This is a genomic window from Streptomyces sp. NPDC126499 (assembly GCF_040302485.1).
Lineage (GTDB): Bacteria > Actinomycetota > Actinomycetes > Streptomycetales > Streptomycetaceae > Streptomyces.
Map to the genome: position 1 here is coordinate 385833 of NZ_JBEOUO010000001.1, position 23064 is coordinate 408896.

A 23064-nucleotide genomic window follows, 5' to 3' on the forward strand; every position below is an offset into this window, starting at 1 on the left:
CTCATGAACGAGACGACCTCGCAGACGACCACCACGACCACCCCGGCCCCCTCCTCCAAGACCCCCGTCACCCTCCTCGGTCTCGGCGCCATGGGCACCGCCCTGGCCCGGACCTGGCTCGCCGCCGGCCACCCGCTCACCGTCTGGAACCGCACCCCGGCCCGCGCCGCCGCGCTCGTCGACGAGGGCGCGAAGGCCGCCGCCGACGTGGCCGAGGCGGTCGCCGCGAGCGCCCTCGTCGTGGTCTGCCTCCTGGACGACGCCTCCGTCGGCGAGGCCCTGGCCGATGCCGACCTGACCGGCAAGGACCTGGTCAACCTCACCACCACCACGCCGGCCCAGGCCCGCGACCGTGCCGCGTGGGCCCGCGAGCGGGGCGCCCGCTACCTGGACGGCGGGATCATGGCCGTCCCGCCGATGATCGGCGTCCCCGAGGCCGGCGGTTACGTCTTCTACAGCGGCTCGCGGGAGCTGTTCGAGCGGCACCAGGAGACCCTCGCGGTGCCGGCCGGCACCGTCCACGTCGGCGAGGACGCGGGCTTCGCGGCCCTGCACGACGTGGCGCTGCTCAGCGCGATGTACGGGATGTTCGCCGGGGTCGCGCACGCCTTCGCCCTGATCCGCAAGGAGGACATCGACCCGGTCGCCTTCGCCCCGCTGCTGTCCGGCTGGATCTCCGCCATGGCCGGCTCGTCCGTGCAGCAGACCGCCCGACAGCTGAAGAGCGGCGACTACACCACGGACGTGGTGTCCAACCTGGCGATGCAGGTGGCGGGCACGCCGACCTTCCTGGCCACGGCCGAGCAGCAGGGCGTGAGCCCGGAGCTGATCACTCCGTACTTCGAGCTGATGCGCCGCCGGCTGGCGGAGGGCAGCGGCGAGGAGGACCTGACGGGCGTGGTGGACCTGCTGCTGCGGTGACCGCCGCGCGGCGAAGGCACGTAAATCCGTTCCGTTAATCGGAGACGACCCCTCCTCGCGGGGGGTCGTCCCGTGCCAGACTCTGCGGCGATCGTTCCCCCAGGCGATCCTGCCCCGAGGCCCTGCGGGCCTGGGGAGACCCTCATCCCCCAAACGGCAAGCGGAAGGATCGCGACAGACGTGAAGAAGATTGTCGTGAGCATGACTCTCGGGTCGGCGCTCACCGCACTCCTCGCCGCGGGGCTCACCCCCGCCGCCGCGCAGGAGGCCAGGGACGGCGCTCCGGCCGGTGCCCAGGCGCACCGGAGCGACAACCGCCCGGGACCGCTCACCAAGCAGCGCACCGAGCTGCGCGAGAAGGCGATCGACCTGGTCGCCAAGGGCAAGGCCAAGGCGAACGCCCGCGGGGTCGTCGAGGTCGCGCCCGGCAAGTTCGCGGAGACGAAGACCACCACCGCCGTACGGCAGGAGAAGATCCTCACGATCCTCTCCGAGTTCGGCACGGAGAGCTCCGGCAAGTACGGCACCGTCCCCGGCCCGCTCCACAACGAGATACCCCGGCCCGACCGCAGCGTGGACAACTCCAACGCCTGGACGGCCGACTTCGACAAGGCGTACTACGAGAACCTCTTCAACGGCTCCGGCGAGTCGATGAAAACGTACTTCGAGAAGCTGTCGAACGGCGCCTACTCGGTCACCAACGTGGTCGAGGACTGGGTCAGGGTCCCGTACAACGCCTCCTACTACGGCGACAACGCCGTCGAGGACAACGGCGGTTCGTGGGCGTTCATCCAGGACACCGGCGACGCCTGGTGGAACGCCCAGATCGCGGCCGGCAAGACCCCGGCCGAGATCGACGCGTACCTCGCGCAGTTCGACGTCTGGGACCGCAACGACTGGGACCACGACGGCAACTTCGACGAGGCCGACGGCTACATCGACCACTTCCAGGCCGTGCACGCCGGCATGGGCGAGGACGCCGGCGGCGGCGCGCAGGGCGAGGACGCCATCTGGTCGCACCGCTGGTACGTCAACGGCGACGACTACGGGCTGACCGGCCCCGAGGTCGCCGGCACCCAGAACAAGGCGGGCGGCGCCCGGATCGGCCAGTCGAAGTACTGGCTGGGCGACTACACCACCGAGGGCGAGAACGGCGGACTCGGCGTCTTCTGCCACGAGTTCGGCCACGACCTCGGCCTGCCGGACTACTACGACACGGGCGGCGGCGAGAACTCCACCGCCTTCTGGACCCTGATGAGCTCCGGCTCCTGGCTGGGCCACGGCGCCGCCGCCAACGAGGGCATCGGCACCCACCCGGGCCTGATGGGCGCCGAGGAGAAGCTCTTCCTCGGCTGGCTGGACTACGCCGACGCGCCGCTCGGCGCCACCGGCACGTACACCCTGAACCCGGCGCAGCTCCAGGTCTCCGGCAAGGAGCAGGCCGTCCGCGTCGTGCTCCCGGACAAGGTCGCCAGCACCTCGTACACCACGCCCGTCTCGGGCGGCCACGCCTGGTGGACCGGCTCGGCCGACGGTCTCAACCAGTCCCTCGCCCGCTCCGTCCCGGCCGCCTCCCGCGTCACGGTGAAGGCGAGCGCCTGGTACGAGATCGAGGCGGACTACGACTACCTCTTCGCCGAGTACTCCCTCGACGGCGGGGCGAGCTGGGTCCGCGCCGGTACGGCCGTCGACGGCTCCTCCGCCGGCCGCTGGAGCACCCTGCGGTACGCGTACGACGCGCAGGGCAAGCCCTCGCTCTTCCGCTTCCGCTACCAGACGGACGGCGGCGTGCACTTCGCCGGCGCGTTCCTGGACGACATCACCATCGCCGCCGGCAGCACCACGGTCCTCGCCGACGACGTCGAGCAGGGCGTGAACGGCTGGACGGCGCAGGGCCGCTGGAAGATCTCCACGGGCACGGAGACCGCCAGCTTCCCGCGCTACTACCTGCTGGAGAACCGCGAGTACGTCGGCTCCGACGCGCTCCTCGCGGAGGGCCCGTACCAGTACAGCAAGGGCATCACCGCCCCGGACTGGGTGGAGTTCTTCAGGTACCAGAACGGCATGCTGGTCTGGTACGTGGACCGCTCCTACGACGACAACAACGTCAGCGACCACCCGGGCGGCGGCTCGGCGATGGCGGTCGACGCCCGTCCGACCCCGTTCCGCTACGACGACGGCACCGCCCCCAGCAACCGCCGCCAGCCCTTCGACGCCACCTTCGGCCTGGAGCCCACCGACGCCACCTGCCTCCACAAGGAGGTCCTGGTCGGCAAGGGCGGCAACCAGACCGTCGCCACGAAGGCGGCCTGCGCCCCGTCCGTCCCGGGCCTCCCGGTCTTCGACGACACCGACCCGAACGCCTACTACGACCCGACGGCCCCCCAGGCCAGCGTGAAGGTCGCGGGCCACGGCGTGAAGGTGACCGTCACGGGCGACGCCGGCGACGACCTGACGATCACGGTGACCAACCCGGCCTCCTGACCGTCTCCCACGAACGAGGGGCCCCGGTCCGCAGGGACCGGGGCCCCTTCGTCACGACTGCGCCTGTCCCGTCGTCACGTCTCCCCGCGACGCGTCGCCTCCGCCAGCCCCGCCAGCAGCCCCACCACCGCCGCCGCCCCGGGGACCGTGAGGTCCGCGCGGGCGGCGAGGTCGGGGACGGCCCGGGACTCGGCGGCGGAGCAGACGAGGAGGCCGGGGACGCCGTCGGAGCGGAGTTTCTCGACGGCGGCGTAGGCGGGGATGTCGCCCAGGTCGTCCCCGGCGTAGAGGACGGACTCGGCGCCGGTCTCGCGGACGTAGTCGGCGAGGGCGACGCCCTTGTCCATGCCCGGGGGGCGGAGTTCCAGGACCAGGCGGCCCGGTTCGAGGACCAGGCCGTGGTGGGCGGCGAGGTCGGCGAGGGGGCCCTTCAGGGCCTCGAAGGCGCCCTCGGGGTCGGTCGAGCGGCGGGTGTGGACGGCGACCGCGCGGCCCTTCTCCTCGATCCAGATGCCGGGCCAGGCGCCCACGCGGTCGAGGAAGCCGGGGAGCTCGGCGCGGACCGAGGCGACGCCCGGGTGCGGGGCGGCGGCCCGGACGGTGCCGGTGACCGCGTCCCAGCGCTCGGCGCCGTAGTGGCCGAGCACGACCAGGTGCTCCAGGCCGGGGACGCCGGCGAAGCCCCCGTAACGTACGGCCACTCCGGCGGGGCGGCCGGTGATCACGGCGACGGAGGCCACCCGTGGGGCGAGGGCCGCGAGCGCGGGCACGGCGCCCGGGTGGGCGCGGGCCTGCTCCGGGTCGGCGACGATCTCGGCGAGCGTCCCGTCGAAGTCCAGGGCGACGACGGCCTTCTCGGGCCGCGCCAGGAACGCGGCCAGGCCGTCGCGGCCGGCGGAGGTGGTCGGGTGCGGAAGGCTGCTGACCATGTCCCTGACCCTACCCAGCTACGGGCGTCCTCATCAGCGCCGCCGTGCCTTCTCCGCCCGGACCCGGCGGAGCCGGTTCACGGTGACCGGGTCGTGGGCGAGGGCCCTCGGGTCGTCCAGGAGGGCGTTGAGCAGCTGGTAGTAGCGGGTGGCGGAGAGGCCGAGCTGCTCGCGCACGGCCCGCTCCTTGGCGCCGGGGCCCGGCCAGGAGCGGCGTTCCATGGCGAGGACGGCCCGTTCCCGCTCGCCGAGCTCCCCGAGCGGCCCGCGCCCGCCGCGCTCGCCGACCTCACCGATTTCACTGGTCATACAGACCAACTTATTCCGCGCCGGTCGCTCCGCGCGCCGCGCCCGTCATCCCGCGCGGTCACCCGACGCCCCTCGTCCCGCGCCCGTCATCCCGCGCGGTCGTCCCGCCCCCGACATCCCGCACGGTCATCCGACGCCCCTCGTCCCGCGCCCACTGGTCCCGCGCCCGTCATTCCGCGCTCTCCGCCGCCGTCGCCTGCCGTCCGATCCGGCCGAGGATCTCCGCGGGCTGGGCGCCCGGGGCGACCGCCTTGCCGATGTCCTTCTTGACCGTGCCGCTGACCTGGGCCCATGAGGTCTTGCCGACGGGCGGCAGCTGGGAGTCGGGCAGTGCCTCCAGGAACTCGCGCAGGTCGGCGTGGGCCGGGTCGGACCGCATGGCCTCGGAGGCGGTGACGGTGGCGGGCAGCAGGTCGTTGTCGCCCGCGAACTTCAGGACGTTCCCGTCGCTGAAGACGAAGTCGAGGAAGGCGCCGATCTCCTTGCGGTGGCCGTTCTGCTTGAAGCCCATGATCCAGTCGGCGACGCCCATCGTGGCCCTCGGCCGGCCGTCGGCGCTCGGCAGGGCGATCTTGCCGACCTTCACGCCCTTCTTCGCGGCCTCCTGCATCAGGGACGGGTGGCCGTTGAGCATGCCGACCTCGCCGCGCGCGAAGGCGGCGAAGGCGGCCTTGCGGTCGAGCTTCGCGGGTGCGACGGGACCGGTGAGGCCCTTGGCGACGAGGTTGTCGCGCAGCCAGGTGAAGGTACGGATGTTCGCGTCGGAGTCGATCTTGTAGTGGCCCATGCCGTCGAGGTAGCCGCCGCCACCGCTGAGCAGCCACATCATCGTCTCGGCCTGGGCCTCCTCGGCGCCGAGCGGCAGCGCGAAGGGGTAGCGGACGCCCTTCCGCTTCAGCTTCTCGGCGGCCTCGGCGAGCTCGTCCCAGGTGGTCGGGGCCGCCTCGACGCCGGCCTTGTCGAAGAGCTCCTGGTTGAAGAAGAGCAGCCGGGTGGAGGCGACGAACGGCATGCCGTACTGGGTGTGCTCGTACTCGCCGGCATCGACGAGCGGGCCGAGGAAGTTGGCCTGGACGGGGATGGAGAGCAGCTGGTCGGCGGCGTAGAGCTGGTCGGCGGCCGCGTAGTCGGCGTAGGCGCCGATCTGGGCGAGGTCGGGGGCCTTGCCGGCCTTGACCAGCTCGGCGACCACGCGGTCGACGTCGTTCCAGGACTCGATGCGGACCTGGACCCTCACTCCGGGGTTCTTGGCCTCGAAGGCGGCGACGAGGCCGTCCCAGTACTTCTTGGTGGAGTCGCCGCCGGTCAGGTCGTAGTCGGCGGCCACCAGGCTGAGGGTGACGTCCCCGCCGCCGCCGAGCGTGCCGCAGCCGGAGAGGGCGGCGGTCAGACCGAGTGTGGTGGCCGCCGCGGCCAGTCCAAGAAATCGTCGCCGCTGCACAGCCGTGACCCACCCTTTTGCTCGTCGTCGAGATGTCGGAAGCCGCCAGTTTCTCCCGTATGGGCGCAGGAGGTCTACACCACTTGCATATCGCTTTCGCAACGCGTCGCCCGGCTCGGCCGCCCCTGCGCCGCCGCGCCTCGGCCTTGATTTGTATCCGAGCGCAACAATCCTCCACAGTGGACTAGACCTTTCTGGGGTCAGGCGCGAGACTGTCTGCGTGAGACACGTCATCGCCCTCGATGTGGGCGGCACCGGCATGAAGGCCGCCCTCGTCGGGGCGGACGGCACCCTGCTCCACGAGGCCCGCCGCGCCACCGGCCGCGACCGCGGGCCCGAGGCCGTCGTCGAGACGATCCTCGGTTTCGCCGAGGAGCTGCGCGCCCTCGGCCAGGAGCGGTACGGACAGCCCGCCGCGGCCGCCGGAGTCGCCGTCCCCGGAATCGTCGACGCCACCCACGGCATCGCCGTCTACGCCGCCAACCTCGGCTGGCGCGACGTCCCCCTGCGCGCCCTGCTCAGCGAGCGCCTCGACGGCATCCCCGTCGCCCTCGGCCACGACGTGCGCACCGGCGGCCTCGCCGAGGGCCGGATCGGCGCCGGCCACGGCGCCGACCGCTTCCTCTTCGTCCCGCTCGGCACCGGCATCGCGGGCGCCATCGGCATCGGCAGCGCCATCGAGGCCGGCGCCCACGGCTACGCCGGCGAGATCGGCCACATCGTCGTCCGCCCCGGCGGCACGGAGTGCGGCTGCGGCCAGCGCGGCTGCCTGGAGCGGTACGCCTCCGCCTCCGCCGTCTCCCTCGCCTGGGCCGAGGCCTCCGGCGACCCCGAGGCCGACGCCGCCGACTGCGCCAAGGCCGTGGAGTCCGGCGACCCCCGCGCCGTACGGGTCTGGCAGGACGCCGTCGACGCCCTCGCCGACGGCCTGGTCACCGCACTCACCCTGCTGGACCCCCGCACGCTCATCATCGGTGGCGGTCTCGCCGAGGCGGGGGAAACCTTGTTCACACCCCTTCGGGCCGCCGTGGAGGAGCGCGTCACCTTCCAGAAGCTGCCCGCCATCGTCCCGGCGGCCCTCGGGGACACCGCCGGCTGCCTGGGCGCGGGCCTCCTCGCCTGGGACCTCCTCGCCGCCCCCGCCCACGACGCCGACACCGCCCCCAGCACCGAGCACAGCACCGCGCACGACACCGACACCGCCCCCAGCACCGCGCACGACACCGACACCGGCCCCGCCGACGACGCCACCCACGACGACGCCGACCCGCGCCCCACCGACTCGGAGGTATCCGCCTGATGGCCGTTTCCACAGTTCTCGCCGGGGCCCGCGTGGTGCTGCCGACCGGGATCGTCGAGAACGGACGAGTGATCGTCGAGAACGGCCGCATCGCCGGATCCACCCACGAGGACGCCCCCGCCATCGACCTCACCGGCCACTGGCTCGTGCCCGGCTTCGTCGACATGCACAACCACGGCGGCGGCGGCGCCTCCTTCACCTCCGGCACCGTCGAGGAGATCCTCACCGGCGTCCACACCCACCGGCTGCACGGCACCACCACCGTCGTCGCCTCCTTCGTCACCGGCGACATGCACTTCCTCGCCCAGCGCGCCGGCCTGCTCTCCGAGCTCGCCGAACAGGGCGAGATCGCCGGCATCCACTTCGAGGGCCCGTTCATCTCCCCCTGCCGCAAGGGCGCCCACGACGAGTCGCTGCTGCGCGACCCCGACCCCGCCGAGGTCCGCAAGCTCATCGACGCCGCCCGCGGCCAGGCCCGGATGGTCACCCTCGCCACCGAGCTGCCCGGCGGCATCGACTCCGTACGCCTCCTCGCCGAACACGGCGTGATCGCCGCGATCGGGCACACGGACGCCACGTACGAGCAGACGCGGGCGGCCATCGACGCGGGCGCCACCGTCGCCACCCACCTCTACAACGCGATGCCCGGCCTCGGTCACCGCGCGCCCGGTCCGATCGCCGCCCTCCTGGAGGACGAGCGGATCACCGTCGAGCTCATCAACGACGGCACCCACCTGCACCCGGCCGCCCTGGAGCTGGCCTTCCACCACGCCGGCCCCGAGCGGGTCGCCTTCATCACCGACGCCATGGACGCGGCCGGCTTCGGCGACGGCCGCTACATGCTCGGCACCCTGGAGGTCGAGGTGAAGGACAGCGTGGCCCGGCTCGTCGACGGCGGCTCCATCGCCGGCTCCACCCTGACCCTCGACCGGGCGTTCAAGCGGGCCGTGACCGTCGACCGGCTGCCCGTCGAGTCCGTCGTCCAGGCCATCTCCGCCAACCCGGCGAGACTGCTCGGCGTGTACGACCGGGTGGGCTCCCTGGAGCCCGGCAAGGACGCCGACCTCGTCGTCCTCGACGCGGACTTCGAGCTCAAGGGCGTGATGCGCAAGGGCACCTGGGTGGTTCCGCCCCAAGTGGGCTGATTGCGCCCCTCGTTGCGCACCGGCGGCCGGTCCAGGGTCTGGGCCTGCCGCCGTCTCTTTGGCATGATCAGGGCGCTGAACGGCTGCCGAACGCCGACGGCCACGCCGGTGACACGAGACGACGGGGGGCGGAACGGATGATCCTCACGGTCACCCTCAACACGGCCCTGGACCTGACCTATCACGTCCCCGCCCTCGTCCCGCACGGCTCCCACCGCGTCACCCGGGTCGTCGAACGCCCCGGCGGCAAGGGCCTCAACGTCGCCCGTGTGCTCGGCGCCCTCGGCCACGAGACCGTCGTCACCGGCTTCGCGGGCGGCACGACCGGCGAGACGGTCCGCGCCCTGCTCGCCGCCGGCACCGCCGGGCAGCCGGTCCACGACGCCCTCGTGCCGACCGCCGGCGCCACCCGCCGCACCGTCGCCGTCGTCGACGCCACGAGCGGCGACACCACCCAGCTCAACGAACCGGGCCCCGCCATCACCTCCGACGAATGGGCCGCGTTCACCTCCCGCTTCACCGAACTCCTGGGCACGGCCCGGGCGGTGGCCCTGTGCGGCAGCCTGCCGCCGGGCATCCACGTGGGCGCCTACGCCGAGCTCGTCCGGCTCGCCAGGGCCGCCGGCGTCCCGGTCCTCCTCGACACCAGCGGCGAACCCCTGCGCCGGGGCATCGCCGCCCGCCCCGACGTGATCAAGCCGAACGCCGAGGAGCTGGCCCAGCTCACCGGCTCCCGCGAACCCCACCGCGCCGCCCGCGACGCCCGGCGCCGCGGCGCCCACACGGTGGTCGCCTCCCTCGGCGCCGACGGCCTCCTCGCCGCCACCCCGGACGGGCTGTGGCAGGCGGCCCCGCCCGCGCCGGTGCGGGGCAATCCGACCGGCGCGGGCGACTCGGCCGTCGCCGCCCTGCTCGCCGGCCTCGTCGACGGCGCCGACTGGCCCGACCGCCTGACCCACGCCGTCGCCCTCTCGGCGGCGACGGTCCTCTCCCCGGTGGCCGGCGAGTTCGACGCGGACGCCTACCGGGAGCTGCTTCCGCGCGTCACGGTGCACGCCCCGGCGACAGCGGCATAGAAGAGAACAAGTGCCAGCCTCACCACCAGTGAGGCCGCTCGGTCCCTGATGTGCGTCCGTTTCGGGACCACTGTCGGGCAACAGGCCGCCCTGGCTCCTCGTTTGTCCGGAAAGTAGCTGGTCGCCGACGATTCTCGAACAGACAATCGAATGAATGTTCCAACTTTGACGCGAGAGGTCAGCCATGCTCAAAAAGGTCACTATCGCCGCAGGAGCCACTTTCGGGGCAATCGCCCTGACCGTGGGCACGGCAGGTACTGCTCAGGCAGCGACGTCAGGGACTGTCAGCTGCAGTACGCCGGGGGCCTCCGGCAATTACCAGTACAACAACTACTACGGTCCGGACGCCACGGTATATATCTACTTCAGCCTCACCGACACGGCTTCGGACGGAAACAGCGTGCGCGTCCGCATGCTGTCGAAGGACGTCAATGGCGCCACGACCTACTATCCGTGGCGCGCGAACACCGGTGGCTACAACACCACAAGCAAGTGGCAGACGACCGCCTCGAATAGCCGAGGCCTCTTCGATATCGGCATCCAGGTGGCCCGGATAAACACGAACGGCAGCATTCGAAACATCTGCACGAGCTGGAGCTGACCGACCATAGGAGCCGGATAGGGAACCACCTCACTCCGGCCCCGCCGTTTCACCTCCGTCTAGGGCCTGTTTCAAAAGTGGATCAAAGTGCTGCTTCATCACTCCTGATGTAGCGAAGCGAGCCAGCGTGCATCCTGGAACTCGGCCGGGATTTCGTCCTCCTCCAGGTCGATGCCGCGACGCTCCAGTTCGTCGTAGTAGCGGTCGCGCTGGGATTCGGGGAGGCGCTGACCGCACCACGGGCAGAAGGCGATCCCGCTGATCGCCGTGCCGCCGTCGTGGAAGATCAGCCCGTACTCCTGGAATTTGGGGATGAACAGGACCAGGGCGTCCGGGCACGCGAAGGGGTCGTCGTGCTGGCCGCACCGCCAGTTGACCTGACGGGTCATGGACTCGCAGCAGTGGTCGGTCATGGCCTTGGGCTTTCGTTGATCAGCAGGATGATTGGAAGTAGATCACGGCCTGAGATGATCTTCGGGTGGGCGGAAAGATCTGACGAACGCGCAGTGGGCCAGGCTGGTGCCGTTGTTGCCGGTGGGCAGGAAGCCGGGGCGACCTCCGGTCTGGCCAAAGCGGCAGCTCATTGACGGCATACGGTGGCGGACCCGTACGGGGGCGCCGTGGCGGGACGTGCCCAACCGGTACGGCGAGTGGGACCGTCTACGGGCTGTTCCGTCGCTGGCAGCGCGACGGCACCTGGGCCCGAATCCTCACCGAGCTCCAGGCCCAGGCCGACGCGAAGGGCCTCATCACCTGGGAGGTCAACGTGGACTCCGCGATCTGCCGGGCCCACCAGCACGCCGGGGCGCGCAAAAAGGGGATCTCCAGCGCGAACCGCCCGGCGGAGTCGCCGTCGAGCCGGCTGACCACGGCCTCGGGCGGTCGCGGGGCGGGCTGACCACGAAGATTCATCTCGCGGTGGAGCAGAGGCAGAAGCCCTTGTCGATCGTCGTCACGGCTGGACAGCGCGGCGATAGCCCGCAGTTCGAGCCCGTGCTGGAGAAGATCCGCGTGCCCCGCGTCGGTGCCGGACGCCCGCGCACCCGCCCGGACCGAGTGCGCGCGGACAAGGCCTACGACTCCCGCAAGAACCGCTCCTACCTGCGTAGACGCAAGATCAAGGCGACGATCCCGATCCCCGCGGACCGGGTCCGCAACCGGAAGAAGTTCGGCTCTCACGGTGGTCGGCCGCCCAAGTTCTGCAAGACCGACTACCGCGAGCGCCACGCCGTGGAGTGCGGGATCAACCGCCTCAAGCGCCACCGTGCCGTGGCGACCCGGTACGACAAGCTCGCCGTCCGCTACGAAGCCACCATACTCATCGCAGCCATCAACGAGTGGCTCTGAAGATCACTTCTGAAACTGGCCCTAGCGCTGTCTGACCGCATGCACTAGCTCGTGTGACCGCTCTTCAGTGACACCTGGTCGAGTATCGCCTCACACTGGTCGCCCGACTCGCAGGAGATTTTCAGTGCGTTTTCTCCCTTTTTGAGACTGACGTAGGCGTATGTGCGGGTCCAGCCCTTCTCCCAGTCCCCTTCTGCTGCCTTGGCGAAGTTGGACATATTCAAGGAGCGGGGCTGGCCGCCATTGATGGTCAGCGACGTCTTGGCGTCCTTTCCAGGCACGCTGTACGTGATGTACAGGGTGTACTCGCCGCTTTCGGGCACGTTCACCGACCAGCTCGCGAAGCCGCCCTGACCGTTGAAGGACACGTAAGCCCCGTCCGCGCCCTTCGCACCCTTGATCTCCTTGGCAAGGGTTGCCGAACCGCCCAGCTTCAGCGTCGCCGCGTCCTGCTGCGGCAGCTCGGCCGGGGGCTGCGTGGAGGAGCTGGGGTCGACGGAGGGGGACTCCGAGACCTGGGTGGGCGCGCCCGTCGGCTTACCGCCCCCGCCCGCGTCGTCGGACTCGCCGCCCGAGTTGTTGATCACGGCGGCGGTGATGCCGAGCACGACGACCGCGACGACCGCCACCGCGCCGATCAGCAGCCCCTTGGTGTTGGGGCCGCGGCCGCCGCCGCTTCCGCGCGGGGCGGGCTGCGGCGGGCCGGGACGGTGCTGACCGCCGCCGGGGTACGTCTCCGGGGCCGCGTACTGCGGGTGCGGCTGGCCGTAGCCCTGCTGGCCGTACGGGGCCTGCTGCTGCGGCACGTGCGCCGCCTGGCCGTGGCCGCCGTACTGGCGCTCACCGACCGTGCGGACCTGGTTGTACGAGGTGCGCGGGACGCCCGGCTGCGCCGCCGGACCCGGGTAGCCGTAGCCGCCGCCCTGGGGCGCCCTGGCCCCCGCCGCCTGCCCGTCCGCGTACAGGTAGCCGAACGGATCGTCGTCCTCGGGCGTCTTCGCGCCGTCGTTTCCGGCAGCCATCCGGGTCACTCCTTTTCCCTGCTCGCCAGCCGTCGCCGACCGGCCGAGCCTACCTCGTACGGCCCTGTCAAGGATTCGGCGATGTGTGGACGAGCGGTGAACGAACCGGTCCGCCGGCCCCTATCCGGCCCGTCGGTGCACCTTCGAACGGGACCGCTTCTCGATGTACATCCGCTGGTCGGCGCTGTTCAGGACCTCTTCGACGGTCATGCCGCACTCGGCCCAGCCGATGCCGAAACTCGCCCCGACCCGGACGGCCCGGCCGTCCACCCGGATCGGCGGAATGATCGCGTTCCGCAGCCGGACGGCGAGGTCGGCGGCGTCGGCGGAGCCCAGGCCGTCGGCGAGGACCACGAACTCGTCCCCGCCGAGGCGGGCGACCGTGTCCCCGTCCCGTACGCCCGTGGTCAGCCGGCGGGCGACCTCGATGAGAACGGCGTCCCCGGTGTGGTGCCCGAAGCGGTCGTTGATCGACTTGAAGCCGTCGAGGTCGCAGAAGAGGACGGCGAGCCCCTTGGTGCCGTCGTCGGTCTCGCCGCCGGTGGGAGCGACGGTGTGGACGTGGTGGTCGTACGCCCCGGCGCCGGCGACCGGCGAGAAACCGAAGCCGTGCTCGTGCTCGTGGTCGTACTCGTACTCGTATTCGTACGGCGGTTCGAAGGCGCCGGGGACGGGCGCGGTGCCCGCGGCGGGCGGCTCGGCGGCGGCGAAGGGCCGCTCGCAGAGGCGGGCGGAGAGCCGGGAGCGGAGCTCGGCGCTGTTGGGGAGGCCGGTGAGCGCGTCGTGCGAGGCGCGGTGGGCGAGCTGCAGCTCGTGGCGCTTGCGCTCCTCGATGTCCTCGACGTGGGTGAGGAGGAAGCGGGGGCCGTCGGCGGTGTCGGCGACGACGGAGTTGCGCAGCGAGACCCAGACGTAGGTGCCGTCGCGGCGGCCGAGGCGCAGCTCGGCGCGGCCGCCCTCGGCGGAGGTGCGCAGCAGGGTGCCTATGTCCTCGGGGTGGACGAGGTCGGCGAAGGAGTAGCGCCGCATCACGGAGGCGGGGCGGCCGAGCAGTCGGCAGAGGGCGTCGTTGGTGCGCAGCAGCCGGCCGTGCTGGTCGCCGCCCATCTCGGCGATGGCCATGCCGGAGGGCGCGTACTCGAAGGCCTGCCGGAAGGACTCCTCGCTGGCGCGCAGGGCCTGCTGCTCGCGCTCCAGGCGGACCAGGGCGCGCTGCATGTTGGAGCGCAGGCGGGCGTTGCTGATCGCGATGGCGGCCTGGGAGGCGTACATCTGGAGGGCCTCGCGGCCCCAGGGGCCGGGGTGGCGTCCGTTGCGCGGGCGGTCGACGGAGATCACGCCGAGCAGCTCGCGGCCGGAGCCGGCGGGTCCGCCCGGGCGGGCGGAGCGCACGCCGGGGGCGTACATCGGCGCGTAGAGCCGGTCGTGGGGGTGCCACTCGTCCTCGAAGCGGGGGGCGGGGCCCTCGGTGTGCCACTGGGGCACGTCGTCCTCGAGGAGCACCCAGCCCTCGGTGTGCGGGATGAAGACGAGGTCGCCCCATGCCTCGCCCATGGCGAGGCGGCGGTCCCAGGAGGCGCGGGAGCCGACCCGGCCGGTGATCAGGGCCTCGGCGGCGGGGCTGCCGGCGAAGGCGGCGACGACGAGGTCGCCGTCGGGGCGCACGAGGTTGACGCAGGCCAGCTCATAGTTGAGCCCCGCGACGATGCCGTCGGCGACGGCCTGCAGGGTGTCCGCAAGGCTGCGGGCGGTGTTGAGGTCCGCCACGACCTGATGCAGCTGCCGCAGGGTCGCAAGACGGACATATGGCTCCGACTCGGTCTCCATTGCTCGCTCTCCCCGAGACCTCGACAGCTGACTCCAGGGTTCTCATCGGCTTCATCGGCTTCGTGGTGCACTGTCTCCGCCACTGAATCACAGCGAGCTGTGCACCCGGTACACAGGGTCAACAAATAGTGGTGTCTGTGACTCAAGTCACAAAGTATGGCGAGGGTTTGCGAACCCTGCGTGAACGGTGCGGAACGACGGAGGGAAGCGGGTCCTAGGACCCGCGGGGGAAGCCGGTCTGGTCCCGGCGCCCGATGCGGGGGCCTCCGCGACCGGACTAGCGTGCGAGGGTGCTCCAGAAGACGCTCGCCGCCGAGGCCGCCCTCGCCCTCGGGGCCCCCGACGCCCTCGACCTGGCCATCCCTCATGCTGAGGGGGTGAGCGACGAGGATTTCAAGGCAGCGATGTCCCGCCTGGCCGCGGGCGTGGTGCTGGTGACGGCGCACGACCCGGAGGACGGGCCGCGCGGCGAGGACGTCGGCATGACCGCGACCGCCTTCCTCTCCGTGTCCCTCGACCCGCCGCTGGTCCTGGTCAGCCTGCGCAACGGCTCGCGCATGGACGACCTGCTCGACGAGGTGCCCGTGTGGGCCGTCTCCCTGCTCTCCGAGAGCCAGCGCCACATCGCCGGCCGCTTCGCCATAAAGGGCCGGGTCAGCGACCGGCTGCTGTTCGCGGACGTGCCGTACACCCGCGGCCCGCACAGCGGCGCACCCCTGATCGGCGGAGCGCTCGCCACCCTCGAATGCCGTACGGAGAGCCGGGTCGTCGCCGGCGACCACACGCTCGTCATCGGCCGCGTGCTCGCCACGAACCTGCCCTCGTCGGAGGGCGGCCCGCTCACCTACTTCCGCGGCAAGTACCGCACGCTGGGCTGAGCCCGGACGGGTCCGTGCAGCGCGGGCGCCATGTCCGGCGGGGGGGGCAGGACGCCGTGCCCTGCGGGGGCCGGGCCGGTGGGCCCGCCCGGGTCCCGTGCGGCGGAGGCACGGGCGCAGGGCCGCGGGGCTGTCAGCCCCAGTCGCGGCCCTGGCGGCCGCGCTTGGTCTCCGCGCGCTGCTTCTTCTCCCGCAGCCGGCGCTCGTTGATGCCGCGCGGGATCCTCGTCGGGCGGCGCGGCTTCGGCGGCGGCGCCGTCGCCTCGGCGAGGAGCGCGGCGAGGCGCACGGCGGCGGTCTCGCGGTTGCGCCACTGGGAGCGGTGCTCTGAGGCGCGGACGGTGACCACGCCGTTCACCAGGCGGCCGGCGAGCCGCTCGAGCGCCCGCGCCTTCCACACCTCCGGCAGGGCCTCGGTCGCCGCCAGGTCGAAGCGGAGCTCCACCTGCGAGTCGCTGGTGTTGACGTGCTGGCCGCCCGGCCCGGACGACCGCGAGAAGCGCCAGACGAGCTCGGCCTCGGGCAGCGAGACGGAGCCGCGGATCGGATAGGGACCGGACATGCCTTCCATGTTCCCGGCGGGCCGCCCGTACGTCACCCCGTTTTCGCGGGGGACTGCGGGCGAGGGCGGGGGAACCGCAGCGCTCCTCTCTGCGTTATCCCGTATGCGTTACCCCGTATGCGTCACGGAAGCGACGACACCTCGCAGGACCTGAGAAAGGGACATCCCATGGCTGTAAGCCTCTCCAAGGGCGGCAACGTCTCCCTGACCAAGGAGGCCCCCGGCCTCACCGCCGTCACCGTGGGCCTGGGCTGGGACGTCCGTACGACCACGGGCACCGACTTCGACCTCGACGCGTCCGCCATCGGCGTGGACGCCGCCGGCAAGGTCGTCTCGGACGGTCACTTCGTCTTCTTCAACAACAAGTCCACGCCGGACCAGACCATCGTCCACACCGGTGACAACCGCACCGGCGAGGGCGGCGGCGACGACGAGCAGATCAACGTCAACCTGGCGGGCCTCCCGGCCGGCGTCGACAAGATCGTCTTCCCGGTCTCCATCTACGACGCGGTGAACCGCGGCCAGAACTTCGGCCAGGTCCGCAACGCCTACATCCGCATCGTCAACCAGGCCGGCGGCGCCGAGATCGCCCGCTACGACCTGTCGGAGGACGCGGCCGTCGAGACCGCCATGGTCTTCGGCGAGCTGTACCGCAACGGCGCCGAGTGGAAGTTCCGCGCCGTCGGCCAGGGCTACGCCTCGGGCCTCGAGGGCATCGCCCGCGACTTCGGCGTCAACCTCTGACCCGTACGCGCCCTTTCGACCGCACGGGCCGGGACCGCGGACGTCCCCTGACGTCCGGCTGACGTCCGGCTGACGTCAGCGGACGTCCCCTGGCCCGTACGTGTCCGGGCCCCGGCGCACGGCGCCGGGGTCCGCAGGGGGGGGGCGGGCCGGTCAGTCGGTGGGGCTGCCCGGCCTGTCGTCCCCGTACAGCCACACGTCCCACAGGCCGTCCAGGTCCTCACCGGCCACCGACTCCACGTACCGTGTGAAGTCCTCGGTGCTCGCGGTGCCGTGGCGGTGCTCGGCCGGCCAGCCCGCGAGGATCTCGTAGAAGGTGTCGTCGCCGACCTCCTGCCGGATCCGGTGCAGCACCATCGCGCCCCGCTGGTACACGGGCGTGCCGAACAGGTCCTCGGCGGTGGGCGGTTCGGCCGGCGGGAAGGCCCAGGCGGAGTCCTGCGCGAAGGCCTTCTCGAAGCTCTTCTGCGCCGGGGTGTTCTCGAAGTCCTCCGCGTAGAGCCACTCCGCGTACGTCGCGAAGCCCTCGCTCAGCCAGATGTCCTTCCAGGTCGCGGGCGACACGGAGTCGCCGTACCACTGGTGGGCCAGTTCGTGGACGAGGGTGGAGGTGTCGAAGGAGGCGGCGGAGAACACCGGCCGGGTCTGGGTCTCCAGGGCGTAGCCGATGTCGTCGTCGCGTTCGACGATCACGCCGCTCGCGGCGAAGGGATAGGGCCCGAAGTTCTCGGTCCCCCACTCCAGCAGCTCCGGGAGCCGGCCGCGCAGCACGGCCGTCTCCTCGGCCACGACCGGGTCGACGGCGGTGAGGACCGGCACCTTGCCGAGGGCGGTGGCCGTCGTGGTGTCGAAGCGGCCGATGGCGAGGGTGGCGAGATAGCTCGCCATCGGCTCGGCCGCGTGCCAGACGGAGGTGGTGCGGCCGTCGGCCGTCTTCCGCTCCGAGGTCAGCACACCGTTGGAGACGGCCTTGAGGCCGGCCGGGACGGTGACGGTGAGGTCGTAGGCGGCCTTGTCGGAGGGGTGGTGGTTGCCGGGGAACCAGGCCATGGAGCCGGCCGGCTGGCCGACCGCGAGGGCCCCGTCCTCGGTCCTGAGCCAGCCCTCCTCGGAGCCGTCCGCGTCGGTGACGGTCTCGGGCACGCCGTCGTACGTGACGGTGGCACGGAACTCGGCCCCCTCGTCGATCTCCTCGCGCGGCCGCAGGGTCAGCTCGTTCCCGGCCCGGTTGACCGCGGCGGGCGCCCCGTCGACGGTGGCGCCGCGCACGGTGAGACCGGCGAGTTCCAGGTTGAAGGCGCTGAGGTCCTGGGTGGCCTCGGCGGTGATCTCGGCGCGTCCGTCGAGGCGGCCGGTGTCGGGGTCGTAGGACAGCGTGAGCGCGTAACGGCTCACGTCGTACCCGCCGTTGCCGAGCCGGGGGAAGAGCGGGTCGCGCACGCCGGCGGCGCCCGGGGTGCCCCGTACCCCTCCCCCGGCACCGGAGCCGGTGCAGCCGGCGGCGAGCAGGGCGAGCGAGAGACAGAGGCAGAGGCAGGGGGCCACGGCTCCGGCGCGGACTCGGCTGCGTGTGTTCACCAACCGATCCTAAGCAGACGTACGGGGGCCAGGCGGACGAACGGAACCAGCGGCGCCCGGCGGGGGTCCGGGCGCCGCTGGGCGCGGGGGTGGTGGCGGGGCGTCAGTCGCCGACGGGCCGGCCCCGCCGGCAGGGGCGTCAGTCGTTGAGGGACGCCACGCCCGCCTGGGCGAACTTCTCGTCCAGGTCGCCGGAGGGGGCGCCGGCCACGCCGATGCCGGCGATCGGGCCGCCGTTGGCGGTGACCGGGGCGCCGCCCGCGAGGAAGAGGGTGCCGGGGATGTCCTTCAGGTTCGGGGCCTGGGCGAGGCGGCCGGCGAGGACCGAGGTCGGGGCGTTCCAGGAGACGGCGGTGTACGCCTTCTTCACGGCCGACTCGTAGGACTGCGGGCCGGCGCCGTCACCGCGCAGGGTGACGAGGGTGGTGCCGTTGCGGTCGACGACGGCGACGGAGACCCGCTGGTTCTCCTTCTCGGCGGCCTTCAGGGCGGCCTGCGCGGCCTCGGTCGCGGCCTCGATCGTCAGGTGCGTGGTCTGGCGCAGGTGGTCGCCGTCCGCGTCGGCCTTCTTGGCGACGGCGGCGGCCGGGGCGGCGGGGGCGGCCTGCGGGGCGGTGGCGTTCGCGGAGACGGCGCCGAAGGTGCCGGCGGCGAGGACGACGGCGGCGGTGGTGCCGAGGAGGAACTTCTTCTTCATGGCGGGCTCCAGAATGGGGTCGAGGCGGCGGCGGTGGTGTTCCGTTCGCTCTGCCATCGATCCTCCGCCCGGAACCCGGGCCGTCCGGTCCGCGTTCCGGCTGCCGTCGGCGAGCGGGACGGTGGACGGAGGGGTCAGCCGAACGGTTGATGCCGAGGTGGTCCCCCTGGGCCAGGATGGTTACGTATACCCAGGTCAGTAGTGGTGAGGTGGACGATGGACCGGGATCCGGACGCCCGCTGGCTGGCGCGCGTCATGCACGTCGCCTTCTTCCTGCTCCTCGGGGCGTCCCTGGTCCGCTTCCTGCTGCGCCACCCCTGGGAGGACCGCAGCCCGTGGATCGTGGCGCTCTCCGGCGCGCTCGCCTCCCTCTACCTCCTCGGGCCGGTCCTCGGCACCCGCGCCACGCCCCGCCGGATCGCGTGGCTGTGCACGGTCGTCGCCGTGTGGATGGTCCTGGTGGTGCTCGCGCCGAGCTTCGCCTGGTGCGCGGTGCCGCTGTTCTACACCGGCCTGCGCACCCTCCCGCCGCGCGCCGCGCTCGGACTGGTCGCGCTGCTCACGGTGTTCGTCGTGACCGCGCAGGTGCAGTTGTCGCACGGCGGCTTCGACCCGAACCTGGTGATCGCCCCGCCGGCCGTCGCGGCCATCGCGACCGCCGTCTTCGTGCACGCCGAGCGGCAGGCCGACCGGCAGCGGGCGCTGATCGAGGACCTCATCCGCACGCGCAGGGAGCTGGCCGCGACCGAGCGGCGCGAGGGCACGCTCGCGGAGCGGCAGCGGTTGTCGATGGAGATCCACGACACGCTCGCGCAGGGCCTGTCGAGCCAGCAGATGCTGCTCCAGGCGGCCGACCGCACGTGGGACAGCGACCCTGCGACCGCCCGCCGGCACGTCCGTACGGCCGAGTCGATCGCCGAACGGAACCTGGCCGAGGCCCGCCGCTTCGTCCACGACCTGGCCCCCGCCGACCTCGCCGAGGGCGGCGGCCTGGAGGAGGCGCTGCGCGGGCTCGCCACCCGCGAGTCGGCCGCCTTCCGGGTCGACGGGACGGCGGCGGTGCTGCCGGACCGGGTGCAGTCGGCGCTGCTGCGGATCGCGCAGGGCGCCCTGGCCAACATCCGCGAGCACGCGGGGGCCACCTCGGCGGCGATCACCCTGACCTATCTGGACGACCAGGTCGTCCTGGACGTCGCCGACGACGGGCGCGGCTTCGACCCGGCGGCGACGCGGGACGAGGAAGGCGTACGGGGCCACGGGCTGCCCGCGATGCGGGTGCGGGCCCAGCAGCTCGGCGGCACGCTGACCATCGAGTCCACGCCGGGCGAGGGCACCGTGCTCTCCGCCGCGATCCCCCTGGAGGTACGACCGTGAGCGCGACGCCCGTACGGATCCTGCTGTGCGACGACCACGCCGTGGTCCGGGCCGGGCTGCTCGCCCTGCTGGGCAGCGCGCCCGACATCGAGGTGGTCGGCGAGGCGGGCAGCGGCGAGGAGGCGGTCGCGATGGCCGCCCACCTGCGGCCCGACGTGGTCCTGATGGACCTCCAGCTGGGCGCGGGCATCGACGGCGTCGAGGCCACCCGCCGGATCGCCCCGACCGGGGTGCACGTCCTCGTCCTCACCACGTACGACACGGACGCGGACATCACCCGGGCGATCGAGGCGGGCGCCACCGGCTACCTGCTGAAGGCGGAGCGCCCCGAGGAGCTCTTCGCCGCGATCCACTCCGCCGCCCAGGGCCGCACGACCCTGTCGCCGCCCGTCGCCAGCCGCGTCATGGACCGGATGCGGGGCGCCGCGGGCCCCTCGCTCACCGACCGCGAACGCGACATCCTGGGCCAGCTCGCCCACGGCCTCGGCAACCGCGAGATCGCCCGTGCCCTCTTCATCAGCGAGGCCACGGTCAAGACCCACCTGGGCCGCATCTACGCCAAACTCGGCGTCGACACGCGGGCGGGCGCGGTGGCGGTGGCGAAGGAACAGCGGCTGCTGCCGTAGCGGCGGCAGGCCGACGGGTCCCGCGGCGGGGCGCTGGCGGTCCGGGGCCCGGGGCGGGTGCTGGCGGTCCGGGGCCCGGGGCGGGTGCTGGCGGTCCGGCGCCCGTGCGTCCCGGCCTTGGCGGCGGGGGCGGGGGCGGGGGCGGGCCTGCGGTGCCCGGGCGGGTAGCCCTGGCGGGCCGCCGCGCCGGGCACGGGCCCGGCAGCCCGCGCCCCCGGCCTCCCGGCCGGGGCGGCCCTCCGTCCGGTCTTCACCCGGGCGGTCGGCTCCCCTGCCCGCCTCCCCACCACCCAAGCCCCACGCTGCTACCCTGCGTTGCCATTTCAGCGCAGTGCGTCATGTTCTCGCGGGAGCGCATGTGAAGATCACCATCGTCGGCGGCGGGCCCGGGGGCCTGTACTTCTCGATCCTGATGAAGCGCCAGGACCCGTCCCACGAGGTCACCGTGTACGAACGGAACCCGGCCGGCGCCACGTACGGCTGGGGCGTCACGTACTGGGCGGGGCTCCTCGACAAGCTGCGCGCCGGAGATCCGGAGTCGGCCGAGGCGATCGCCGCCGCCTCGGTGACCTGGACCGACGGCGTGGCGATCGTCCGCGACCAACGGACCGTGCACCGGGGCGACGCGGGCTTCGGCATCGGGCGGCGCCGGATGCTGGCGCTGCTCGCCGACCGGGCCCGGGAGCTCGGCGTACGGGTCGAGTACGAGCACCCCGTCGGCGGCCCCGGCGCCCCCGAGCTCGTCGGCCGCGACCTCGTCGTCGCCGCCGACGGGGTGAACAGCGTGCTGCGCGAGGCGCACCCGGACCGCTTCGGCACCGAGGTCACCAGCGGCCGCAACCACTACGTCTGGCTCGGCACGACCAAGGTCTTCGACTCCTTCAGCTTCGCCTTCAAGGAGACCGAGCACGGCTGGATCTGGTGCTACGCCTACGGCTTCAGCGGCGAGCGGTCGACCTGCGTGGTCGAGTGCGGGCCGGACACGTGGACGGGCCTCGGGCTCGACCGCATGAACGAGGCCGACAGCCTCCGGCTGCTGGAAAAGCTCTTCGCGGACCTCCTCGACGGCGAGCCCCTGATCGGCCGAGGCGGTGAACAGGCCGACGCCGGCACCCCCGCCCAGTGGCTCACCTTCCGCACCCTGACCAACCGGACCTGGCACCACGGCAACCTGGTCCTCCTCGGCGACGCCGCCCACACCACCCACTACTCCATCGGCGCCGGCACCACCCTGGCCCTGGAGGACGCCCTGGTCCTCGCCGCCGCCCTGCGCGACCCGTCGACACCGCTGGACGCGGCCCTCACCGCGTACGGCCGCCGGCGCCGCTCCGAACTCGTCTCGTCGCAGAGTGCGGCCCGCTACAGCGCCCAGTGGTACGAGAACCTGCCCCGTTACATGCGCCTGGAGCCGGCGCGGATGTTCGCCCTGCTCGGCCAGCGGCACTCGCCGCTGCTCCCGCACATCCCGCCGCAGCTCTACTACCGGCTCGACCGCGCCGCCGAGCAGCTGGAGTCCCTGCGCCGCCTCAAGCGCTGGCTGGGCCCGCGCCTGGTCCGCGCCGCCCACCGGGCGTGACCGGCGCGTGACCGGCGCCTGACGGGGGCGTGAGGGGGCGTGACAGGCTGCCCGGCGGGCGCGTGACGGGCTGCCCGGCGGGACCGGCAGGGCCGGCCCGCCCGGCATGACACCATCAGTGCGTGCTCGACATCGGCTACTCCCTCTCCCGCCGCTTCCCCGACCCCCCGCAGACCGACTACCGCCGCGCGGACGTCCGCGCGCTGCGGCACGACCTGTTCTGCGGTGACGTGTACCTCGCGGACACCGAGAAGGACCGGGAGGTGTCCACAGCCTGGGGATGGGTGCCGGTGCTCGACTTCGCCTGGGCGCTGTGCGACATCGTCGAGCAGCTCGACCGCGACCCGCGCGGCAGCCGTGCCTCCCGGCCCCAGTACGCCGAGCTCGACTTCACCGAGTCCTCCGACCGCATGCTGTTCGAGCGCCGCTTCGGCTGGGTCGACGTCGAGGCCGACTGGATGCCGGGCGACGAGCCGCCGCTCACCTTCAACCACGCCGAACTGCGCCGCGAGGCCCGCGACTTCCTGCACGACCTGATCGCCGACCTCACCGACATGCACGAGGGCCTCGCGGACAACCCGGTGGTGTGGGACCTCCAGGCCCGCTTCCCCCGGGTGCCGTAAGCGC

General features: G+C 72.6%; 21 protein-coding genes and 1 pseudogene. 13 read left to right on the forward strand and 9 right to left on the reverse strand.

The genetic code is table 11. The features are described from left to right. The first annotated feature begins 3 nt into the window (after window positions 1-3). Complete coding sequence (locus tag ABTZ91_RS01910; RefSeq protein WP_352075115.1) at window positions 4-921, forward strand: NAD(P)-binding domain-containing protein; 918 nt, start codon at window positions 4-6, stop codon at window positions 919-921. A gap of 201 nt (window positions 922-1122) precedes the next feature. Further along, window positions 1123-3405 carry an immune inhibitor A domain-containing protein gene (locus ABTZ91_RS01915; protein WP_352075289.1) on the forward strand — a complete coding sequence of 761 codons (2283 nt, stop codon included), beginning with the start codon at window positions 1123-1125 and terminating at the stop codon, window positions 3403-3405. A 74-nt stretch (window positions 3406-3479) separates the two neighbouring features. Here the strand turns inward: ABTZ91_RS01915 and otsB are convergent, their stop codons facing one another. The 3 genes from otsB to ABTZ91_RS01930 all read right to left on the reverse strand — a co-directional run bounded on the left by otsB (window position 3480) and on the right by ABTZ91_RS01930 (window position 6084). Beyond that, entirely contained in the window at window positions 3480-4334 is an 855-nt protein-coding gene (gene otsB / locus ABTZ91_RS01920) for a trehalose-phosphatase (RefSeq protein ID WP_352075116.1), read from the reverse strand. A 33-nt stretch (window positions 4335-4367) separates the two neighbouring features. Then, the gene (locus tag ABTZ91_RS01925; protein WP_352075117.1) at window positions 4368-4643 is read right to left on the reverse strand and encodes a DUF3263 domain-containing protein; all 276 of its coding nucleotides are present in this window, start codon (window positions 4641-4643) and stop codon (window positions 4368-4370) included. A gap of 169 nt (window positions 4644-4812) precedes the next feature. After that, the gene (locus tag ABTZ91_RS01930) at window positions 4813-6084 is read right to left on the reverse strand and encodes an extracellular solute-binding protein (protein WP_352075118.1); all 1272 of its coding nucleotides are present in this window, start codon (window positions 6082-6084) and stop codon (window positions 4813-4815) included. Between the two features lie 220 nt (window positions 6085-6304). Here ABTZ91_RS01930 and ABTZ91_RS01935 point away from each other — a divergent pair, with 220 nt between their 5' ends. From ABTZ91_RS01935 to ABTZ91_RS01950, 4 genes are all read left to right on the forward strand, one after another. Further along, entirely contained in the window at window positions 6305-7384 is a 1080-nt protein-coding gene (locus ABTZ91_RS01935; protein ID WP_352075119.1) for an ROK family protein, read from the forward strand. Beyond that, on the forward strand, window positions 7384-8529 hold the full coding sequence (gene nagA, locus ABTZ91_RS01940) for an N-acetylglucosamine-6-phosphate deacetylase (RefSeq protein ID WP_352075120.1): 1146 nt from the start codon (window positions 7384-7386) through the stop codon (window positions 8527-8529). The genes ABTZ91_RS01935 and nagA overlap by 1 nt, the downstream gene beginning before the upstream one ends. Before the next feature lie 137 nt (window positions 8530-8666). Then, window positions 8667-9605, forward strand: coding sequence for a 1-phosphofructokinase family hexose kinase (locus ABTZ91_RS01945; RefSeq protein WP_352075121.1), 939 nt, complete (start codon window positions 8667-8669; stop codon window positions 9603-9605). A 184-nt stretch (window positions 9606-9789) separates the two neighbouring features. Further along, window positions 9790-10206: a hypothetical protein gene (locus ABTZ91_RS01950; RefSeq protein WP_352075122.1), complete on the forward strand. Its 417-nt coding sequence runs from the start codon at window positions 9790-9792 to the stop codon at window positions 10204-10206. A gap of 98 nt (window positions 10207-10304) precedes the next feature. On the opposite strand, the gene ABTZ91_RS01955 is transcribed toward ABTZ91_RS01950, so the two are convergent. Further along, window positions 10305-10619 carry a DUF6980 family protein gene (locus tag ABTZ91_RS01955; protein ID WP_352075123.1) on the reverse strand — a complete coding sequence of 105 codons (315 nt, stop codon included), beginning with the start codon at window positions 10617-10619 and terminating at the stop codon, window positions 10305-10307. A gap of 79 nt (window positions 10620-10698) precedes the next feature. Here ABTZ91_RS01955 and ABTZ91_RS01960 point away from each other — a divergent pair. Beyond that, window positions 10699-11553 (forward strand): annotated as a pseudogene (locus ABTZ91_RS01960) (IS5 family transposase). A gap of 44 nt (window positions 11554-11597) precedes the next feature. On the opposite strand, the gene ABTZ91_RS01965 reads toward ABTZ91_RS01960, so the two are convergent. Both ABTZ91_RS01965 and cdgB read right to left on the reverse strand, forming a co-directional pair. Further along, window positions 11598-12575 carry a CBM35 domain-containing protein gene (locus tag ABTZ91_RS01965; RefSeq protein WP_352075124.1) on the reverse strand — a complete coding sequence of 326 codons (978 nt, stop codon included), beginning with the start codon at window positions 12573-12575 and terminating at the stop codon, window positions 11598-11600. A gap of 120 nt (window positions 12576-12695) precedes the next feature. Next, window positions 12696-14402: a diguanylate cyclase CdgB gene (cdgB, locus tag ABTZ91_RS01970; protein WP_352075125.1), complete on the reverse strand. Its 1707-nt coding sequence runs from the start codon at window positions 14400-14402 to the stop codon at window positions 12696-12698. 290 nt (window positions 14403-14692) lie between these two features. On the opposite strand from cdgB, the gene ABTZ91_RS01975 reads away from it, so the two are divergent. Continuing rightward, entirely contained in the window at window positions 14693-15280 is a 588-nt protein-coding gene (locus ABTZ91_RS01975) for a flavin reductase family protein (RefSeq protein ID WP_407077878.1), read from the forward strand. Between the two features lie 133 nt (window positions 15281-15413). Here ABTZ91_RS01975 and arfB read toward each other — a convergent pair whose 3' ends face one another. Continuing rightward, the gene (gene arfB, locus ABTZ91_RS01980; protein WP_352075126.1) at window positions 15414-15851 is read right to left on the reverse strand and encodes an alternative ribosome rescue aminoacyl-tRNA hydrolase ArfB; all 438 of its coding nucleotides are present in this window, start codon (window positions 15849-15851) and stop codon (window positions 15414-15416) included. 159 nt (window positions 15852-16010) lie between these two features. Between arfB and ABTZ91_RS01985 the strand changes: the two genes are divergently transcribed. Beyond that, window positions 16011-16586, forward strand: a complete 576-nt coding sequence (locus ABTZ91_RS01985) for a TerD family protein (protein ID WP_352075127.1) — start codon at window positions 16011-16013, stop codon at window positions 16584-16586. Window positions 16587-16739: 153 nt separating this feature from the next. Here ABTZ91_RS01985 and ABTZ91_RS01990 read toward each other — a convergent pair whose 3' ends face one another. Further along, window positions 16740-18164 (reverse strand): M1 family metallopeptidase, encoded by a 1425-nt coding sequence (locus ABTZ91_RS01990; protein WP_352075128.1) that lies wholly within the window; start codon window positions 18162-18164, stop codon window positions 16740-16742. Window positions 18165-18303: 139 nt separating this feature from the next. Beyond that, window positions 18304-18861, reverse strand: a complete 558-nt coding sequence (locus ABTZ91_RS01995) for a heme-binding protein (RefSeq protein WP_352075291.1) — start codon at window positions 18859-18861, stop codon at window positions 18304-18306. Window positions 18862-19077: 216 nt separating this feature from the next. Here ABTZ91_RS01995 and ABTZ91_RS02000 point away from each other — a divergent pair, with 216 nt between their 5' ends. The 4 genes from ABTZ91_RS02000 to ABTZ91_RS02015 all read left to right on the forward strand — a co-directional run bounded on the left by ABTZ91_RS02000 (window position 19078) and on the right by ABTZ91_RS02015 (window position 23060). Then, a complete protein-coding gene (locus ABTZ91_RS02000; RefSeq protein WP_352075129.1) occupies window positions 19078-20235 on the forward strand; it encodes a sensor histidine kinase in 1158 nt (385 codons plus the stop codon). Next, window positions 20232-20861 carry a response regulator transcription factor gene (locus tag ABTZ91_RS02005; protein WP_352075130.1) on the forward strand — a complete coding sequence of 210 codons (630 nt, stop codon included), beginning with the start codon at window positions 20232-20234 and terminating at the stop codon, window positions 20859-20861. Before ABTZ91_RS02000 ends, ABTZ91_RS02005 begins: the two co-directional genes overlap by 4 nt. 358 nt (window positions 20862-21219) lie before the next feature. Beyond that, window positions 21220-22437 (forward strand): FAD-dependent monooxygenase, encoded by a 1218-nt coding sequence (locus tag ABTZ91_RS02010; protein WP_352075131.1) that lies wholly within the window; start codon window positions 21220-21222, stop codon window positions 22435-22437. 122 nt (window positions 22438-22559) lie between these two features. Continuing rightward, window positions 22560-23060: a hypothetical protein gene (locus ABTZ91_RS02015; protein WP_352075132.1), complete on the forward strand. Its 501-nt coding sequence runs from the start codon at window positions 22560-22562 to the stop codon at window positions 23058-23060. The last annotated feature ends 4 nt before the right edge of the window (window positions 23061-23064 follow it).

What these genes read in the sequence shown, in the direction of transcription:
- ABTZ91_RS01910 (WP_352075115.1), top strand. Translation starts at nt 4, where the DNA reads ATGAACGAGACGACCTCGCAGACGACCACCACGACCACCCCGGCCCCC.
- ABTZ91_RS01915 (WP_352075289.1), top strand. Translation starts at nt 1,123, where the DNA reads ATGACTCTCGGGTCGGCGCTCACCGCACTCCTCGCCGCGGGGCTCACC.
- otsB (WP_352075116.1), bottom strand. Translation starts at nt 4,334, where the DNA reads ATGGTCAGCAGCCTTCCGCACCCGACCACCTCCGCCGGCCGCGACGGC.
- ABTZ91_RS01925 (WP_352075117.1), bottom strand. Translation starts at nt 4,643, where the DNA reads ATGACCAGTGAAATCGGTGAGGTCGGCGAGCGCGGCGGGCGCGGGCCG.
- nagA (WP_352075120.1), top strand. Translation starts at nt 7,384, where the DNA reads ATGGCCGTTTCCACAGTTCTCGCCGGGGCCCGCGTGGTGCTGCCGACC.
- ABTZ91_RS01945 (WP_352075121.1), top strand. Translation starts at nt 8,667, where the DNA reads ATGATCCTCACGGTCACCCTCAACACGGCCCTGGACCTGACCTATCAC.
- ABTZ91_RS01950 (WP_352075122.1), top strand. Translation starts at nt 9,790, where the DNA reads ATGCTCAAAAAGGTCACTATCGCCGCAGGAGCCACTTTCGGGGCAATC.
- ABTZ91_RS01955 (WP_352075123.1), bottom strand. Translation starts at nt 10,619, where the DNA reads ATGACCGACCACTGCTGCGAGTCCATGACCCGTCAGGTCAACTGGCGG.
- ABTZ91_RS01965 (WP_352075124.1), bottom strand. Translation starts at nt 12,575, where the DNA reads ATGGCTGCCGGAAACGACGGCGCGAAGACGCCCGAGGACGACGATCCG.
- cdgB (WP_352075125.1), bottom strand. Translation starts at nt 14,402, where the DNA reads ATGGAGACCGAGTCGGAGCCATATGTCCGTCTTGCGACCCTGCGGCAG.
- arfB (WP_352075126.1), bottom strand. Translation starts at nt 15,851, where the DNA reads ATGGAAGGCATGTCCGGTCCCTATCCGATCCGCGGCTCCGTCTCGCTG.
- ABTZ91_RS01985 (WP_352075127.1), top strand. Translation starts at nt 16,011, where the DNA reads ATGGCTGTAAGCCTCTCCAAGGGCGGCAACGTCTCCCTGACCAAGGAG.
- ABTZ91_RS01995 (WP_352075291.1), bottom strand. Translation starts at nt 18,861, where the DNA reads ATGAAGAAGAAGTTCCTCCTCGGCACCACCGCCGCCGTCGTCCTCGCC.
- ABTZ91_RS02000 (WP_352075129.1), top strand. Translation starts at nt 19,078, where the DNA reads ATGGACCGGGATCCGGACGCCCGCTGGCTGGCGCGCGTCATGCACGTC.